Source organism: Paraburkholderia sp. Clong3, from assembly GCF_050436485.1.
GTDB lineage: Bacteria > Pseudomonadota > Gammaproteobacteria > Burkholderiales > Burkholderiaceae > Paraburkholderia > Paraburkholderia tuberum.
Genome location: NZ_JBNDMH010000002.1, coordinates 2,816,648 through 2,835,633, shown reverse-complemented (window position 1 = coordinate 2,835,633; position 18,986 = coordinate 2,816,648). Strand labels below are relative to the sequence as shown.

Below are 18,986 nucleotides of genomic sequence, written 5' to 3'. Positions count from 1 at the left end.
ATAGGGCTTCCGGCCTTTTTTACATCTAGGTTCGTCCAACGACATCGGGTGGCATTTTGGCCAAAGTCGGGGCAACATGTGGGGCATAGGCCTTTGCCTCCGGCCCATGATGCCCCCAAATGGCACTCACTGATGTCGCCATCAGGAACGCCAGACCCACTGGCAAAATCCAGCGTATCTGGGATGGGGGCGGCCTGTATCTCGAGGTCACTCCAGGCGAGTCGAAGCTCTGGCGGTTGAAGTACCGGTTCGACGGCAAGGAGAAACGGCTGTCGTTCGGGCGGTACCCGGAAGTCAGTCTGAAGGATGCGCGAACCAGGCGTGACGAAGCGAAAACTCCTGGCGAACGACACCGACCCGAGTGAACACAAGAAGGCAGCCAGGGCGGCCAGGTTCGCCAGTGCGGCCAACGACTTCGAAGCGGTCGCCCGTGACTGGTTCGAGCGCATGATGTTCGATAAAGCGGAGTCTCACCGCGTAAAGGTTATCGCCCGGTTGGAGAATGACCTCTTCCCCTGGCTCGGAAAGCGCCCTATCGCCGAAATCACCGCGCCCGAGATACTCGGGTGTCTGCGCCGCATTGAAGAGGGCGGCGTACGTGATACCGCACACCGTGCGATGCAGAACTGCTCCGCGGTGTTCGCCTTCGGTATAGCTCGAATCACACTTCTCAAACTATTGCCGCGCTGACCAGCTCAAAAGAGCTAATGCGGCGGGCAGAAATCTATCAAAGATAGAAGTTAGCCTGAAAACGTTCGACGTCGATGGACGACCAGGTCCCTCGCGCCGAGAAAAAGCGCACTGTTTCGCTTCCACATACGTTGATGGTCAGTCGATCAAGGCTTTGGTGTTACTTCTCCGTCCAGTCCGGATTAAGGACTGGCGGCATTAGCTTGTCCGTGATGCACCGGGGAGTACGCCGGAGAAAAGACTGCAGTCGAAGCAGCGCTCAGCAGCGGTTGGTAGGCAGGGCATTCTTCGTGTATTGTCCAAAGAAAAATGTTATCCTGCGCAGCATTCCGCCCCCGTAATCCGCTATGATCCGCTGCCATCTGTCGGCCCTGATGGGCCGCAACAAGCTGCGCGTTTCCGACGTTGCCCGCATAACAGGCTTGAACCGCAGCACGGTGACGTCTCTTTGTAACGAGACGGCCACGCGCATCGAATTACCGGCGATCAGCAAACTCTGCGAGCTGTTCCGGTGCGGAACCGCAGACCTTTTTGAATATGTTCCAGACGAGGCGGAGCGCAACGTATGAGCCTGAGCGCCAACCGATGGCATGTCATCGCCGAATCCAACTTTCCCTGGGAACGCGAAGCGCTTGAGTGGCTCCGCGCGCAATTGCCCGATCGCGACCCGTGGCATGTCTGGACGAATTTCGAATTCATCGACGACGAAGGCAAGGTCAATGAAGTCGACGCGCTGGCGCTGACGCCTGCAGGACTTTTCATCATCGAGATCAAATCCCGGCCGGGGACCGTTTCCGGTGACGCCCATACGTGGACATGGTCTACTGACGGCCGCGAACGCTCGGTGGACAACCCGTTGCTCCTCACGGACCGCAAATCGAAACGCCTCGCCAGCCTGCTGCGACGGCAGCGGTCGGTGGTGAAGGCCAAGATCCGGCTGCCGTTCATCGAGCCGCTGGTGTTCCTGTCGTCCACGACGCTCCATTGCAAGCTGCAGGGACATGCCCGCTCCGGTGTGTTCCTTCGAGGGCGCCCGGGCGACCTTGAAGACAGCGGAATCATCGGCGCACTCTCCCGAGGTGTGCGCCCTAGCCAGCATCCGCCGGTGGACAGCCAGCAGGTTAATACCATTGCACGCGGGTTGATGGAAGCCGGAATCCGTCCGTCGAACAAGCATCGTCAGGTTGGCGACTACCAGTTGATCAAGATGATCGTGGACGGCCCCAGCTATCAGGAGTGGGTAGCCCAACACGTCAGCGTTGAGGTCCAGCGTCGCGTACGCATCTATAACCTCGCTAGCGCCACGAGCCCGGAAGAGCGTCAGGCGCGGGTCACCCAGGCCCAGCGCGAATTCAAGATCCTCGAAGGCATTGAGCACAGCGGCATCCTTCGCTGCCGCGACTACAAGGACACCGAACTCGGCCCAGCTCTCATCTTCGATCACGATCCCAAGGCGGTCCGCCTCGATCACCTCATTCGCGACCACGGCCAGCGAATGAATGCGGGCCACCGGCTGGCGCTCGTGCGCCAGATCGCGGAAGTGCTGAAGTTTGCCCATTCACGTCGCCTATTCCATCGGGCATTGGGTCCGCAAAGCGTGCTGGTTCGCGGTGTCGAAAGCGGGGAGCTGAACGTACAGCTGATGAACTGGCAAACGGCTGCGCGCGAGGCGGCCTCTCCCGGTGGCAGCGTCAACCACACCACCGGAACGCAGCACGTCGAGGCCTACGTCGACGATCCTGGCCTCGTCTACCTCGCGCCGGAAACGACGCGTGCCGATCCGGCTCATGGTGCGGAGCTGGATATCTTTGCGCTTGGGTGTCTCACGTACCTGATCTTCAGCGGGCAGGCACCCGCCACCTCGACACTAGAACTCGCGGACAAGCTGCGGCTTGGGCCCGGCCTGCGTCTTTCGGACGTCCTCGATGGTTGCAGCACGCGCCTGCACGAACTCGTTCAGTTCGCCACCAACCCGGAAGTCGTGACGCGATACGACTCCGTGCAGGGCTTCCTCGACGACCTGGATAAAGTCGAAGACGAACTCACCGCACCCGATCCGGAACGCACCGTTGATCCAAGCCGTGCCGGCCCCGGCGACCGGGTCGACGGCGGCTTCACGGTCCTCAAGCGGCTGGGTCGGGGCTCGTCCAGCGACGCGTTGCTCGTGCGCCCGGACGGCAGCGACGAAGAACTCGTCCTGAAAGTTGCTGTCGATGCGTCCCGGAGCCAAAACCTCGAAGCCGAAGCCGATGCGCTAGGCAAGCTGCAACACGCGAACATCGTCGCGCTGCGGGAGAAGCGCACGGTCGCGGGCCGCACCGCATTGTTGCTGAAGCGAGCCGGCGAAGAAACGCTCGCGCAGAAGCTAAAGCGCGAAGGGCGCCTTTCGCTCGATATGTTGCAGCGCTTCGGTGAAGAGCTGATCGATGCCGTGCGGCACATCGAGGACGCGGCCGTCATCCACCGCGACATCAAGCCGGACAACATCGGCATCACGGAATCGCGCACGAAGCGGCTCAAGCTCGTGCTGTTCGATTTTTCTTTGACACGCACGCCTGCCGAGAACCTCACTGCCGGAACGCCGCCCTACCTGGACCCGTTCCTCTCGCTTCGCACTCACCGGCGTTGGGATCTGTCGGCGGAACGCTTCGCTGCGGCGGTCACGCTCTACGAAATGGCAGTAGGCAAGCCACCGCGTTGGGGCGATGGCCGGACGGCGCCGGCCATGCTCGATGTCGAGGCGACCATCGAGTCCGATGTCTTCGATCCCGTGGTGCGGCAGCCCCTCACTGAGTTCTTTTCGAAGGCATTGCGGCGCGACTTCCGCGAACGTCACGACAATGCCGAGGAGATGCTGCGAGCCTGGCGCCATGTCTTCGAACGCGCGTCGACAACGCACCCGCCTGCGACCGACAGCTTCGAAGCCATCGCGCTGACCACCACGATCCAGACCACGATGGCCGAACTCGGCTACAGCCTTGAAGCGCAGGACGTGCTCGAGCGCATGGGCATCCACAACGCGCGCGAGCTGCTCGCGGTCGACCGCATCCGGTTCCGGTATCTGCGCGGCGTGGGAGACAAGATTCGCAAGGAGATCCGGATCAAGGCCAAGGAGCTGGCGTATTTGCGGCCCGACCTCACCCAGGGGCGCGGCAGCCTGCACACGGCCGGCGACGACGACGGCGAGGACACCAAGGGCGCGATTACCGTCAACGAGCTGGCCGAGATCCTGCTGCCGCGTCGCCCTGCCGGCGACGACCGCCCGGAAGAAGCCGCGCTCGCGTACTACCTGGGCCTCGATGACGAAGTTCCCGCCGGCGACTGGCCGACGTTGGGAGACGCTGCGCAGGCGTCCCATCTGGATCGCGGCACGCTGACGACAGCGTTGATCAAGGCCCGCGAGCGTTGGCTCAAGCACAAGGCGTTCACTGAACTCCGCACGCAGCTCGATGCGCTGCTTGCGTCTCAGGGGCAGGTCATGACAGCTCACGAAGTGGCGTTCGCGTTGCTGGCGCTGCGTGGGTGTGCGATCCAGGAGGATGCGGAGCGCCTGCGGCTCGCCTGCGCCGTCACTCGGGCGGCACTCGAAGCCGAGTCGCATCTCGACAAACCCCGCTTCGAGATCTTCGAACACAGCCCGGTCGCGCTCGTCGCGACGTCCCAGCCGTGGGCCGATTACGCCCGCCACCTGGGGACGGTCGCGGATACCTGTGCGTTAGCGGACCCGTTAATGCCACCGGGCCGCGTCCTCGAAGCGCTCGAAGCCGTGTCGACGCCGTCTCCGTACGGCGTCGACCTGGACGCGGACGACGCAATGGCCATTCCGCCGATCGCTTCCGCTCGTCTGCTTCGCCTCGCAACGATGGCGTCGCGTCAGGCGGCGCTTTCCAGCCGGCAAGAGATCTATCCGCGTGGCATGTCGGCGTTGATGGCGCTGAAACAATCGATGGGCGCGCTGATCGGTGCCGTGGAGCTGAAGGTTCGTGAATTGCAGGATCGGGTGCACGGACGCTATCCCGAGGCCGACCCGTTGCCGAAGCGACCCGACCTCGACCGCCTGCTGGAAGAAGCCGGCGCGCCACTGCAATGGGATCAGTCCTGCGATCACGGTGCCGGCGCCTACCGACGACAGAGTTTGGGAACCCATGCAACGGTCGGCACAACCACCCGATTCGTCGATTACTCGACTGCGGATAACAGCGCGTCGCCGCGGATGGCCGCCGCCGTAGCCGATGCAAGAGCGATAGAAGACCGTTTGCAGCACAGCCTCAAGCAAGGCGGCCTGCTGGTTTTGACGACGGAACCGCGCATTGCGCAGCGGGCAGAGGCAAAGCTCTTGCAGCGGTTCCGCACAAGCGAGCTACGGCCGCAAGGGCTGGAACGGCTTAGCGTTGACGCGTTGCTGCTGCGCGAACTGCGCGCTCAGGCAGCCGAGCTGGGCGTCGACTGGTCTGTAGTATTGCGGGCAGACGGCGCCGAATCAGGCTCGCGCGACTGGCGCAATCTGCTTGGTCTCATGAAGCGCACAGTCCCGGCACTGACGAAGGCCTTGCTGGACAGCCCAGCCCCTCTGCTGGTCGTCAATGCGGGTTTGCTGGCTCGCTACGACTTGATGCACGTAATCAGCGAGCTGGAGGCGACCGCTGGCCGTCCTGGGCGCACACCTGCCGTATGGCTGCTGCTGCCCTGCCACGAGCCCGGTGTTGCGTTTATCGATACAACGCCAGTTCCCCTCGTCAATGCGAGTGGCGTGACAGCGCTCACCCAGCCTTGGGTCGATGATGTGCATCTTGCAGGAATTGCTGCACAGACGCACTGACAGTCACCCGCTACAACCGAGAACAAAAGAGAAGACCTTGATTAACGCCACGCAACTCCTCGCCGGTCTCACACGCCAGCTCAAGCGGCTGGAGGACGATCTGCGCCAACGTATCGCCGACGTATCCGAGCTCAAGGCCGGTTTGACCGCCGAATGGCAAGCCGCGCGCGACGCGGAACGGACGGCCGAGACCTTCGAAAGCTGGGCGGACCAGGTCATCACCCAGGCCGGCGTGCATTGGTTGCTTTCGTGCGTATTCCTCCGCTTCATCGAAGACAACACCCTCGTGGATCGTCCGTGGCTAGGCGGCACGCCCGAGTCGGGCCGGCTGGCGCTGGCACGCGATCGGCACGAGGCCTATTTCCAGGCGCGTCCGACGCATAGCGACCGCGAATATCTGCTAGGCGCGTTCGGCGAAGCGGGCATGCTGCCGGGCCTGCATACGTTCTTCGACGAGGCGCACAACCCGGTTTTCCGACTGGGCATCAGCGGCGATGCCGCGATGGAACTGCGTCAGTTCTGGCAGAAGGTGGACCCGAACACCGGCACGCTGATCCACGACTTCACCGACTCCGACTGGAATACGCGCTTCCTGGGCGATCTGTATCAGGATCTGTCCGAGGCCACTCGCAAACGCTATGCGCTGCTGCAGACGCCGGAGTTTGTCGAGGAATTCATCCTCGACCGCACGCTCACACCGGCGATCCGCGAATTCGGGTTCCGCGAAGCGCGCATGATCGATCCGACCTGCGGTAGCGGGCACTTCTTGCTCGGTGGTTTTTATCGGCTCGTGGATGAATGGGCGCGTAATGATCCTGCACGCAATCGGCGCGATGTCGCGCAGAAAGCATTGGATGCTGTGGCAGGCGTCGATCTGAATCCGTTCGCCGTCGCGATTGCGCGCTTCCGCTTGCTCGTGGCGGCGCTCAAGGCTAGCGATGTGCATCGTCTTTCAGAAGCGCCTAACTTCAAACTGAATGTTGCTATTGGCGACAGTCTGCTGCACGGCAAGCGCTTTGGTCTGTCGGCCACTGACGACATGTTTGGAGCCGCCGAGACTTATGCCGGGACCGAGCTTGCGCACGCGTACGCCAGCGAGGATCTGGAAGAGGTCAATCGTGTTTTGGGGCAGCAGTACCACGCGGTGGTGGGCAACCCGCCGTATATCACCGTGAAGGACGCGGCGCTGAATGCGGCGTACCGGCAGCGCTATGCCAGTTGCCATCGCCAGTATTCGCTTGGTTGCCCATTCACTGAACGCTTTTTCGAGTTGGCTCTGACCGGTAACGGTCGGCCGGCCGGCTACGTCGGACTGATAACCGCCAACTCGTTCATGAAGCGCGAGTTCGGCAGCAAATTGATCGAGGGGGTATTGCCGCGGCTGGATCTGACGCACGTTGTTGACACTTCGGGCGCCTACATCCCCGGGCACGGCACACCGACAGTGATGCTATTTGGGCGCCATCGCGGTCCCGTGAACAGTGCCATCCGCACTGTGATGGGCATTAAGGGCGAGCCCAGCGCACCCGATGATCCGGCACACGGATTCGTCTGGTCAGCAATCGTCGCGCAAATCGATCGTGCAGGATCAGAAAGCGAGTTCTTGACTGTCGATGATATTCCTCGGGCGTCCTTCGCAAAGCACCCATGGAGTATTGGGGGCGGCGGGGCTGTCCAGTTACGTGAGGCTATTGAAGCAATTGGTCGAAGATTGACCGATGCGAGCGCAGACGTGGGATATCTCGTCATCACCGGCGAGGATAATTGTTTAATGGCTCCGAATGGCGTGCCAAAACGCTCTTGCCTAGAACATGTACGCGTAATAGTAGAGGGCGACGAAGTGCGCGACTGGAGTTGCATGCCTACGTCAGTTGTACTGTGGCCTTACGACAATTCCGGTCACGATCTCGAACCGCTTGAAACGGTTAGACACATCGAGTATCTCTGGCCGTATCGCACTTCGCTGCGTGATCGAAAAGCATTCGGGGTTCCCGTCGAGCAGCGCGGCCTCCGATGGTGGGATCTGAGGGAGGTGTATCGACAAAGGCTGCTTTCCCCTCTGACCATTACCTTCGGCGAGGTCGCCACCCACAACCACTTCGTCCTTGAGCGCGGCGGTAAGGTCTTCAAGCAGACGGCGCCCGTGATCAAGCTGGCAGAGGGTAGTAGCGAGGACGATTATCTCGGCCTGCTGGGATTACTGAACTCATCAATAGCTTGCTTCTGGTTTCAGCAAGTGTGTCACAACAAGGGTGGGCCCGGCGGCGGAAGCAGCAAGGACGAGAAATGGCATGATTTCTATGCCTTCAATGCCACAAAGATCTCCGACTTTCCACTCGCGGCTGAACGACCAGTCAACCTGGCGCGCCAGTTGGATCATTTGGCCTCTGAGCTGAGGAGTTGCGAACCGGCGGCCCTGCTAGCAAAGACGGCGGCCGGCGGACTGTTGCCCGACCGCAAGACACTCGATACCTCCCGGGAAAAGGCAGCTTCAATCCGGCGCCACATGGTTGCATGGCAGGAGGAGCTGGATTGGCACGCTTATGCAGCGTACGGCGTGCTTCCACTTGACTTGCCGCCGGCGACATTGACCTACTCACGCCCGCCCGAAGTCGCTGTCGGTGAACGAGCGTTTGAAATCGTCCTTGCTCGCCGAGTTGCGGCGGGTGTGCTTGAGACCAAATGGTTTGAGTGGTTAAACATCATTCCGACTGTGGATATCCCTGCTCGTTGGCCAGAAGAATACCGACAGATCGTTCAGCGTCGTATCGACTTGATCGAGCATGATCGCAATACAGGGCTGATGGAGAGCATGGGGTGCAAGAGAAGGTGGGAGACAACGGCTTGGGGCACATTGGAACGTGTAGCACTACGAGACTGGCTGCTGGATCAGCTAGAAGCCCCACACCTGTGGCCAGCCAGCGACGACCAACCGCCACAACTTACCGCCGTCAGCCGCCTCGCAGACGCAGTGCGCACCAACGCCGACTTCACGCAGATCGCCGAACTGTACGCAGGCCATTCGGACTTCGACGTCGGCCAGATCGTGGCCGAACTCGTCGCGAGCGAATCGGTGCCCTTTCTGCCCGTGCTGCGTTACACCGACAGCGGCCTGCGCAAACGCGCGCAGTGGGAAGACACCTGGACGCAGCAACGTCGCGAGGATGCGGGCGAGGACGTCGGCAAGATCCCCGTGCCGCCCAAGTATCAGAGCAAGGACTTTCTGAAATCCGAGTTTTGGCGCCTGCGAGGCGGCCTGGATGTGCCCAAGGAACGCTGGATCAGCTATCCCTACTGCGAACGCGGCGCGGATACAAGCCTCGTTATCGCATGGGCCGGCTGGAACCACCTGCAACAAGCCACGGCTATCGCCGCCTGCTACCTCGAAATGAAGGACAACGAGGGGTGGCCGCGCGAGCGCCTGCAACCGTTGCTGTCCGGACTGCTCGAACTCGTGCCGTGGCTCAAGCAGTGGCACAACGAAATCGATCCGACCTTCGGCGAACGCATGGGCGATTACTACGCCGGCTTCCTCGCGGACCAGGCGCGGGAACTCGGCTACACCTTCGACGACCTGCGCGCGTGGAAACCGGCCGCCGCGCCGGCCCGTCGTGGGCGCCGCAAACTAGCCTAAAGTACAGAGCAAAGCGAACCTGAGACCCCCCATGCCATTGATCAAAGAGCTCATTTCAATACCCGAGCGGGTTCACCAGGGCGACTTCGTGCTGAAGCTGTCCGAAGGCGTCACGCACCCCGAGCAGACACTGCGCGATTACGTCGTCACGCCGCAGCTCGCGGACGCCTTCAAGAATGCGCTTGGGTTCGTCCAGCAGGCGGTGCTTTCCGGCACGAGCAAAGCCGCTTACCTGCACGGCTCGTTCGGTTCAGGCAAGAGCCACTTCATGGCCGTGCTGAACCTGCTGCTCGCGGGAAACACGCAGGCACGCGCGATCCCCGAACTGGCCGACGCCGTCGCGCAGACCACCTGGACGCGGGGCAAGCGCTTTTTGATGGTGCCGTATCACATGATCGGCGCCCGGGACATGGAATCCGGCGTTCTCGGCCAGTACGCCGAGTATGTCCGGCATTTGCATCCTGGAGCTTCTATTCCGGGCTTCTATCTGGCCGAGGAACTGTTCCGCGACGCGGAGGCCTTCCGGACCCGTCTGGGAGACGAGGCATTTTTCAGCAAGCTCAATGAAGGCAGCGCCAGCGGCGGCAGCGGATGGGGTGCATTGGATACCGGATGGGACGCAACGAGCTTCGAAGCCGCGATGCTGGAGCCGCCCAACGGCCCCGAACGCGCACGCCTCGTAGGCGATCTGATCGCGCAGTTCTTCTCCGCGTATCGCTCGCTGGCCGGCGACAGCGAATCGTTCGTGTCGCTGGACGACGGCCTCGCGATCATGAGCCGCCACGCGCAGGATCTGGGCTACGACGCAGTCATCCTGTTCCTCGACGAACTCGTGCTGTGGCTCGCCAGTCACGCCGCGGATGTCAACTTCGTCAGCCGTGAAGGCACCAAGCTGGTCAAGCTCGTCGAGGCGACCAACGCCGACCGGCCGGTTCCGTTGATCAGCTTCGTCGCTCGCCAGCGTGACCTGCGCGAACTGGTGGGCGACAACCTGCCCGGCGCCATCGGCGTGCAATTCACCGACGTGCTGCGCCATTGGGAAGCCCGTTTCCACCGGATCACGCTCGAAGACCGCAACCTCCCGGCCATCGCCGAGAAGCGCGTGCTGCGCCCGATCAACGAAGCGGCAAAGGCAACGCTGGCGGCGGCCTTCGACGAATTGCTGCGGTTGCGACGCGACGTGCTGGACACGCTGCTCACGACGGACGCGGACCGGGAGATGTTCCGCAAGGTCTACCCGTTCAGCCCGGCACTCGTGCAGACGCTGATCGCCGTGTCGGCCGCATTGCAGCGCGAGCGCACTGCGCTGAAGCTCATGCTGCAACTGCTGGTGGACCGGCGCGAAGACCTGGAACTCGGTCAACTTATTCCGGTGGGCGATTTGTGGGACGTGATCGCGGAGGGCGACGAGCCGTTCGAGGCCATGCGCGTGCAATTCGAAAACGCAAAACGGCTTTACAACCAGCGCCTGTTGCCGATGCTCGAGGCTAAACATGGCGTGACGTGGGAAGCCTGCAAACTGGGTCAGGCCGATCCCGCCCTCGCGAAGAATCTGCGCAACGATGCGCGACTGCTCAAAACCTTGCTGCTGTCCGCACTGGTACCGAACGTCGAATCGCTGAAGGCGCTGACGCCTGCGCGGCTGGCCGCGTTGAATCACGGCACCTTCAGGTCGCCGATTCCCGGACAGGAGGTGCAGCTGGTGCAGCGCAAGCTTCGCGACTGGGCCGGCGAGGTAGGCGAAATCAAGGTCACGGAAGATCTCAATCCGCTGGTGTCGATACAGATCACCGGTGTCGATCTCGAACGGGTGCTCGATCAAGCCAAGGGCATCGATAACTCGGGCAACCGCCGCAAGAAGGTGCGTGAGCTCCTCTTTGACCAGTTGGGCATGCAGGACATCGGTGGGCTCTTTCTGACCTATGACTTTTCCTGGCGCGGGACGAAGCGCGAGGTAGAAGTGTTTTACGCAAACGTGCGTGAAATGCGGGACGAGGAACTCAAGGGCCGCTCCGGCGCCTGGAGCGTCATCCTCGACTTCCCGTTCGACGAACCCAACCGGACGCCCAACGACGATCTGGCCCGGCTAGGCGATTACCGTGGCGGGAGCACCCGGACCCTCGTGTGGCTGCCGTCTTTCCTGAGCCAGAAGGCGCTGAATGACCTCGGGCGATATGTCATTCTCGACTACATCCTCCAGGGTGAGCGCTTCGATCAGTACGCGGCTCATCTGTCCATCGTCGATCGCGCGCAGGCTCGGGTTCTGGCCAGAAACCAGCGCGATTCGCTACGGGCAAAGCTCCGTAGCGCGCTCGAGGTGGCATACGGCATCTCCACGCAGCCGGAAGAAGCGGTGTCTCATGTCCTCACGGCCGAGCAACAGTTCCGCTCACTCGATCCGACGCTGGCGCCAAGGCCCCCCGTGGGTGCCGATTTCAAGGCCGCTTTTGAAGACCTGCTGGATCAGCTTATTACCCATCAGTACCCGGCACATCCGCTGTTCGACACTGAGATCAAACCTTCCGCGGTGAAGAAAGTCTGGGCTGAAGTCCGGGCCGCCATCGATGCGCCACAACAACGAAGCCTCGTGACGGATCAGGCCTCGCGAAGAGTCGTGCGCTCCATCGTCAACCCGTTGAAACTCGGTCAGATGGCCGAGACGCACTTGCTGATTGAGACTTACTGGCAGTCCCACTTTACGCAACGCATGGCGCTCGAAGGCGGTGGGCCGTTGACCGTCGGGAAGCTGCGCGAATGGATAGATCAGCCGAGGCCGATGGGTCTGCCGACGGAGCTACAGAACCTCCTGATCCTGGCTTTTGCGGCACAGACGAACCGTCGTTTCCTGCATCACGGCGGCCCTTTCGAACCTGACATCGACCGGCTGCCGGACGACGTGGAACTTCGCGAGGAGCGGTTGCCGTCGGCCGCGCACTGGCAGACTGCGCTTCAACGCGCGTCCAGCCTTTTCGGCCTCGTCCCGGCACAGACGTTGAACGCGGCCAACGCGGGTAAGCTGGTATCGGAGGTCAAGCAGAAGGCCAACGCGCAACGCACCGCGGTCGGGGGCTTGGTGTCGGCCGTGGCCGACCGCACGGCCCGCTATGCACCGGGCGAGCCGGGTGCGCGTCAACGCACGGCGGAGTCGGCGCAGGTGCTGCTCGACGCGCTGGCGAATGCCAGTGACTCCACGCTGGTGACAACTCTCGCCACCGCGTCGCTCGAAACCTCCGAAACCGCGGTCGGCATCGCGATCGCTCAGGCACAGGCCGCGGTAGACGCACTGCTCCGGGGGAACTGGCAACTCTTCGACGCCGTCCGCAATCTGTCGGACCACCGACAGGCTGCGGGTCAACGGCTTGCCGCGCAGCTAGCCGAATTGCTGCGCAACGACGAGCACGTCATTGGGTTAAAGATCAAGCTGGACGAGTTGGTCCGCGATGCGGTTGGCCTGTTGTCCGAGCCGGCTAAAGCGGGAGCATCGTCTCCGGCAGCAGACAGGTCACCTGTCACGCAACCGGAGTCCCCCGAACCGCCACCACCGTTTCAGCCGCCAGAGCCCACCCACGACGCGTTCACGATAGTCGTTGAAGAAAACCAGCGCGCGGATCTGGATGCCCGGTCGGCGTCGGCGCTCCTTCAGCAACTCAAGGCGAAGGTGGACAACGACAGTGAGCTGGAGCTGACCCTGCACTGGCGCTTGCAGCGCAGAGGGGGAACGCAACATTGAGCTCAACGCAGATCGTTTCGATCGCACAGATCGGCGCCCAACTCGACTCGGTCCTGCAGCGCGACGCCAACGCCTCTGTTGTGGCGATTCGTGCGTCGACAAAGGGGCCGTGGCCGGAGTTCCTGCAACGAGCCGGCCGGCGTTACAACCTGCGCTGGTGCGAAAGCCGGCTCGCGCTGCGCGAGGCGCTGACGGACCTCGAAACCGCCGGTGCGGGCACGGACGGCCTCATCCTGATGACGCCGCTAAGAGACACGGACGTTCCGGACGACGTGGCTTCACGACTGGCGCGCGCGCGCATTTTCCAGCCGAAAGGATGGGAGATCCTGCGCGGAATGTTCGGGGCGAAGGAAACGGATGCCCGTCTGGGCCGCTATGACTGGATGCCCGACATGCTGATTGACAGCGCGGACGGCAAGCCATTCACGCCGGTACCGGGAGACTTTCTGGATCTGGAGACCGCCTGGCGCGAAGTATTTCGCCTTTGCCTCGGTCTCGATGCCACGCAATCCGACGCCGCCGCGCTGATGCGCTGGGCACAACGCCCGGATTTACCGGTGCTGCTGGACAAACTGTCGCCCAAGGCCCGTCGCGACATCCTGCAATGGATGAGCAGCCACGCCGGTCCTGCGGGCTCGTTGATCGTGCGCTGCATCGACGCGGGAAGAGGATTCGATGCCGCGCCGCTTGGCCTCGTTTGCGACGTCGTATTCAGCGCTGCCGCCGAAGGTATACCCGTGCTTGCGCAAGCCGCGGTTCGCATGGAGCGGTATGTCGCCGACCAGCATATTTCGGTGTCCGAAGGCCGGGAATGGGCCAATCAGGCCACGCGACTGCTTGAACATACGTCACCTGAAGATGCAATGGCGACGCTCGAACGCGCCGACGCGATCATGCGGGAACTGCGCGTAGCGGACTTTGCATACCGGAGTGACTGGCTGCGGGGCGGCTTCGAGCAACGCCTCGCACAATTCGCACAGGTGTTGAGCGAGCATGTGTCGACGCCGACCGATGCGCATGCGGCGCAACTGGAGGACGCGGCCAACGCAGTGACCGATCATCATCTCGCGCCTCAGCAACCGCTACGTGTCGAACGGGTCCGCATGGCCCGGCGGCTGGCGCGCTGGCTGCTGCGTGCGCCATCGGCTGCCGCGAATCTGGCGCAGCACATTGCAACCTATGCAGACGACGGTGCGTTTGTCGACTGGGCTCGCTTCAAGCTGCTGGGAGGCGACGAATTACCGGAGTTGTCTGCGGCTTACGCGTCGTTGCGGCTTGTGGTTTCCCAGCGCCGCGGCCAGTTGAACAATGGGTTCGCGACGACACTTGCGACCAGCCTGCGCGAGTCGGCGGCGGCCGGTGAGCGCGTCCTTCCGGTCGAGTCTGTACTGCAAGAGCTGGTAGGCCGACTCGCGTCGTCGCACTCCGTGTTACTGCTCGTCGTTGACGGGCTCAGCCTGTCGATCTTCCGCGAGCTGTTCGAGCGGCCGGAACGCCACGGATGGGTCGAGCTTGCCCCCGAGGCCGGCGGCAAGCCATTGCTCGGACTGGCGGCGTTCCCGACGGTCACCACCGTGAGCCGCACGAGTCTGCTTTGCGGTCGAATCGCCGTTGGGGCCGCAAGCAACGAAAAGACCGCATTTCGTACCTATCCGGCGCTGTTGCCTCACGGCGGTGCGATCCACTCACCGAAACTGTTTCACAAGGGAGACCTGAGCGCGGGCGGCAGTCTTGCCGGCGACGTGCGCGAGGCGCTTGCCGATGCATCGCAAAAGGTGGTCGGTGTCGTCTACAACGCCGTCGACGACCATCTGAGCGGGCCTGACCAGTTGCACCAGCGATGGAGCCTGGAAGACCTCCGGCTGCTGTTGCCGCTGCTGCGCGAGGCACGGGACTCCCGGCGCATCGTGATCGTCACCGCGGATCACGGGCACATGCTGGAAGAAAACAGCAGCCAGATTCCTGGCGGAATCAACGACCGTTGGCGCGCCGGTTCGCAGATCGCGGATGCCCGCGAGATCATGCTGTCCGGCAACCGTGTCCTGACACCGGAGGGGAGCAACGAGGCGATTTGCATCTGGAGTGAATCTGCCCGCTACACCGGCCGCAAGAATGGCTATCACGGTGGGGCGTCGCTCGCCGAAGCCATCGTGCCGATGAGCGTCTTCGCGCCATTCGGCGTCAATGTCGGCGGTTGGATGCCTGCCCCGCCGCCGCAGCCAGTATGGTGGGATCTGCCGGAGCCGACGTTCAGGCCGGCGCAACCTGCCCCGGTAAGCAGGACACCAGCCAAACGGGCTCCGGCCAAGCCGACTCCGCAAGGCGGCCCGCAAGTCGGCCTGTTCGGCGACGAGGATCTGCCGGTGCTGCAACGGAGATCTGCGCCGGAAGCGGCTGACTGGGTCACGGTGGTCCTGACGTCTGTGCTATACGCCTCGCAGCGTCAGCTCGCAGCGCGCGTTGCATTGCCGGACGAGCAGATGCGCACGCTCCTCCACTCGCTCGACGAACGGGGCGGAAAGCTGACCCGTGCGGCACTGGCTCAGCGACTACGTATCCCCGAGCTGCGACTCGGCGGCATGCTGAGCGCCGCACGCAGAATGCTGAATGTCGATCAGGCGCAGGTGCTGACCGTGGACGACACATCGGACACGGTGGAAATCAACCGTGCGTTGCTGATGCAGCAATTCAGCGCTCCGTCAGCGGGAGACTCGCGATGATCGGCGCGGCTAGAAGGGAAGAGATCATTTCGGCGTTGCGCCGCGGCACAGTGCCAAACGCCGGGCTGGATGCACTGGCGGTGGGGCTCGGAGGACTGGCTCCCGCGCTGGATGCGGAACTCGACGCAGTGGCCACAGGCCGCGCCGGTTTCAAGGCAATACGCGGCGAGTACGGCAGCGGTAAGACTTTCTTCGGACGCTGGTTGCAGGAACGCGCGCGCGCCCGGGGATTTGCTACGAGCGAAGTCCAGATTAACGAAACTGAGACGCCGTTGCACCGGCTCGAAACCGTCTATCGACGTCTGGTCGAGCGGTTGGGCACGAGCGACACGCCGGGCGGCGCGTTCCGCAGCATTATCGACGGCTGGTTCTTCGCGCTCGAGCAGGATGTACTGGCGGATGGCCGGACTGACGCCAGCGACATGGCGGCCCTGCTTGAGCGCACAAATGAGCTGATGGAGGCACGCCTCGCATTGATCAGCCGATCGGCACCGGCCTTTTCGGCGGTGCTGCGCGCATATCGCAAGGCCCTCTCGGAGGGAAACGTCCAGTTGGCCGATGGCCTGATCAGCTGGCTGGCCGGCCAGCCCAATGTCGCCGCGGGCATCAAGCGTGCCGCCGGCGTCAAGGGAGATCTCGATCACTTCACGGCGACGAACTTTCTCGTGGGGCTGCTAACGATCATGCGCGACAGCGGCTTTGCTGGATTGCTGCTGGTATTGGACGAAGTTGAAACGCTGCAACGGATGAGGGCCGACACGCGCGAGAAAGGTCTGAACGCTCTTCGACAGTGGATTGATGAGATCGACGCGGGACGCTTTCCGGGACTTTATCTTGTCATTACCGGCACGCCCGCGTTCTATGACGGCCCGCAGGGCGTTCAACGTCTCGCGCCACTGGCTCAGCGGCTCCACGTGGATTTCGCGACTGACAGTCAGTTTGACAACCCCAGAGCAGTGCAGATTCGGCTCCAGCCTTTCAATCATTCGGCGCTGGTCGAGGTGGGCCGTCGTGTTCGCGACATATTCGCTACCGGACAATCCAGCGAGGTGCGATTGCGTCGGCTGGCAGACGACGCGTACGTGGACACGCTTGCTACCGCTGTGGCCGGTGGGCTTGGAGGAAAGGTGGGCGTCGCACCACGTCTCTTCCTCAAAAAGCTCGTTGGCGACGTATTGGACCGGGTGGACCTGTACGAAAATTTCAATCCTCGTCAAAACTACAAGCTGACCCTTGCCGACACCGAGATGACTGTGAACGAACGGGCTGCCTCCGGCGCGAGTTCCATCGACGACATCGAGCTGCCATGACGGCATTCGAGCGCCTGCACCCCGCCGTCCAGTACCATGTTGTGAATTCTCTGGGCTGGAGCACGCTGCGGCCCACGCAGCTCCAGGCGATCGAACCGGTTCACTCGGGCCGCCACTGCCTTCTGCTTGCCCCCACCGCCGGCGGCAAGACCGAAGCGGCAATCATCCCGGTTCTATCGCGGATGACGACCGAAGCGTGGCGTGGGCTCAGTGTCCTGTATGTCTGCCCGATCAAGGCGCTCCTCAATAATCTGGAGCCGCGGCTAGCCCGATACGCCAGTTTGCTCGGCCGCACCGTGGAAGTGTGGCACGGCGATGTCGCTGATAGTCGGAAACGCCGCATACTCCGGGAGCCGCCGGACATCCTGTTGACTACGCCCGAGTCGCTCGAAGGCATGCTGATCTCGCCGAGGCTGGAGCGGCAGTCGTGGTTTGGCAACGTGCAAACAGTCATCGCCGACGAGCTGCATGCGATTGCCGCGGACGACCGCGGATGGCATTTGCGATCTGTGCTCGCACGAATCGACGAGTACACGCCGCAGCCGATCCAGCGCATAGGCTTGTCGGCCACCGTAAGTAACCCGGAAGACATACTCGCGTGGTTCGCTCCGACCGGTGACAGGTCGGTTGTCGGGTCTTCGACGGTATCGACCGATGCGGACGTAACCATCGACGCGGTCGGCAACCTGGAAAACGCTGCGACAGTCGTCTCGCGAATGTATCGTGGCGAAAAGCGTCTTGTGTTTTGCGACTCCCGGTCAAGTGCGGAAAAACTCGGGGCGTCGTTGAACCGGCTTGGCGTGCGCACTTTCGTCAGCCACGCGTCGCTCAGTGCCAGCGAACGACGACATGCCGAGGCGGCGTTCGCCGAAGAGCGCGATTGCGTCATCGTGGCGACGTCGACGCTTGAACTAGGCATCGACGTCGGCGACCTGGACCGTGTGATCCAGATCGATTCGCCGGCTTCAGTCGGATCTTTTTTGCAGCGTATGGGCCGCAGCGGTCGCCGGGCAGGCTCCCGTCGCAGTTGCCTGTTCCTGACAACCAGTGAGCAGGGTCTTCTGACTGCGCTCGGTGTCTGTCAGCTGTGGTCAATGGGCTGGGTGGAGGCGGCCATCCCACCGCCCGAACCGTGGAACGTGGTCGCTCAGCAGACCCTTCTGCTCACGCTGGAGTTGGGCCAGGTGCTATTGCGCAGTCTGCGCGATGCGTTGCTTCGCTCATTTCCCGGACTCACCCCCGTCGACATCGAGCGGCTAATCGACGGGCTCGCTGTCGGCCAATATCTGTTTGTCGATCCAGACGATGTTGTGCAGATTGGCCCCGCCGCCGAGCGGGCCTTTGGCGCCGCTCACTACCGTGACCTGATGGCGACCTTCAGCGGCCCTGAACTGCTTTCAGCCCGGCACGGAAGTACGGAACTGGGATTTCTGGATCCGTCTGTGTTTGCCGCTCAGCAGGGCCCGCACTTTGTATTGCTCTCGGGACGCAGCTGGAAGGTCAAGGAGATCGACTGGAAAAAACGCGTCGTCTGGCTGGAACCAGCCAAAGAAGGAGGCAAGGCTCGCTGGACGGGAGGAGGGCGTGAATTCGGGGCGGAGCTCGCGCGGGCGATCGGCCTCGTGCTGGAAAATGGCGGGATCGAACACGCGACGCTTTCAAAGCGCGCGACGGCTGCGCTCGATGAGCTTCGTAATGTGACCCCCGTCACTGCAGGCGCCGTGCAAACGCTAGCGGCTGGCCGCTTCAAGTTATGGACTTTCGCCGGCACCTTGGCTAACCGCACACGGATGTTACGCGAGGCCGCGCGAGGCGCATATCGGTTCGACGGTCTTTCAATCGACTATCGCTTGGATCCTCGCATCAAGTCGGAAATACCGCCTTCGGAGTGCATTGAGGATAATGCACTAATGGAACTCGTCAAGCTGATCAAATTTAACAAGATGCTGCCGTGTGACCTGGCACTACGCATTGCCAGGCGGCGCAGGCTTGTTGATACAGAGTGAAAAGGCTGCTCTGATATCGAGCATCCTATACGGGTACTCTTGGAGTTGTGGTTGAGCATGTCGTCAGCGTCGTCGCC

General features: G+C 62.5%; 9 protein-coding genes. All 9 read left to right on the top strand.

Features of this window, described 5'->3' with window-relative positions; all coding sequences use genetic code 11:
• Positions 1–119: 119 nt before the first annotated feature.
• The 9 genes from OKW30_RS17190 (at position 120) to OKW30_RS17150 (ending at position 18,909) form a co-directional block, all read left to right on the top strand.
• Positions 120–365, top strand: coding sequence for an Arm DNA-binding domain-containing protein (locus tag OKW30_RS17190; protein WP_429347183.1), 246 nt, complete (start codon positions 120–122; stop codon positions 363–365).
• Positions 322–690 (top strand): tyrosine-type recombinase/integrase, encoded by a 369-nt coding sequence (locus OKW30_RS17185; protein WP_429347182.1) that lies wholly within the window; start codon positions 322–324, stop codon positions 688–690. The genes OKW30_RS17190 and OKW30_RS17185 overlap by 44 nt, the downstream gene beginning before the upstream one ends.
• A 347-nt stretch (positions 691–1,037) precedes the next feature.
• Complete coding sequence (locus tag OKW30_RS17180) at positions 1,038–1,259, top strand: helix-turn-helix domain-containing protein (protein WP_429347181.1); 222 nt, start codon at positions 1,038–1,040, stop codon at positions 1,257–1,259.
• Complete coding sequence (gene pglW, locus OKW30_RS17175) at positions 1,256–5,509, top strand: BREX system serine/threonine kinase PglW (RefSeq protein ID WP_429347180.1); 4,254 nt, start codon at positions 1,256–1,258, stop codon at positions 5,507–5,509. The genes OKW30_RS17180 and pglW overlap by 4 nt, the downstream gene beginning before the upstream one ends.
• 37 nt (positions 5,510–5,546) lie before the next feature.
• Complete coding sequence (gene pglX, locus OKW30_RS17170) at positions 5,547–9,143, top strand: BREX-2 system adenine-specific DNA-methyltransferase PglX (RefSeq protein WP_429347179.1); 3,597 nt, start codon at positions 5,547–5,549, stop codon at positions 9,141–9,143.
• A gap of 31 nt (positions 9,144–9,174) precedes the next feature.
• Positions 9,175–12,873 (top strand): phage resistance protein, encoded by a 3,699-nt coding sequence (locus OKW30_RS17165; protein ID WP_429347178.1) that lies wholly within the window; start codon positions 9,175–9,177, stop codon positions 12,871–12,873.
• Positions 12,870–15,593, top strand: a complete 2,724-nt coding sequence (pglZ, locus tag OKW30_RS17160) for a BREX-2 system phosphatase PglZ (protein WP_429347177.1) — start codon at positions 12,870–12,872, stop codon at positions 15,591–15,593. The genes OKW30_RS17165 and pglZ overlap by 4 nt, the downstream gene beginning before the upstream one ends.
• A complete protein-coding gene (brxD, locus tag OKW30_RS17155; RefSeq protein ID WP_429347176.1) occupies positions 15,590–16,903 on the top strand; it encodes a BREX system ATP-binding protein BrxD in 1,314 nt (437 codons plus the stop codon). Before pglZ ends, brxD begins: the two co-directional genes overlap by 4 nt.
• The gene (locus OKW30_RS17150) at positions 16,900–18,909 is read left to right on the top strand and encodes a DEAD/DEAH box helicase (protein WP_429347175.1); all 2,010 of its coding nucleotides are present in this window, start codon (positions 16,900–16,902) and stop codon (positions 18,907–18,909) included. Before brxD ends, OKW30_RS17150 begins: the two co-directional genes overlap by 4 nt.
• The last annotated feature ends 77 nt before the right edge of the window (positions 18,910–18,986 follow it).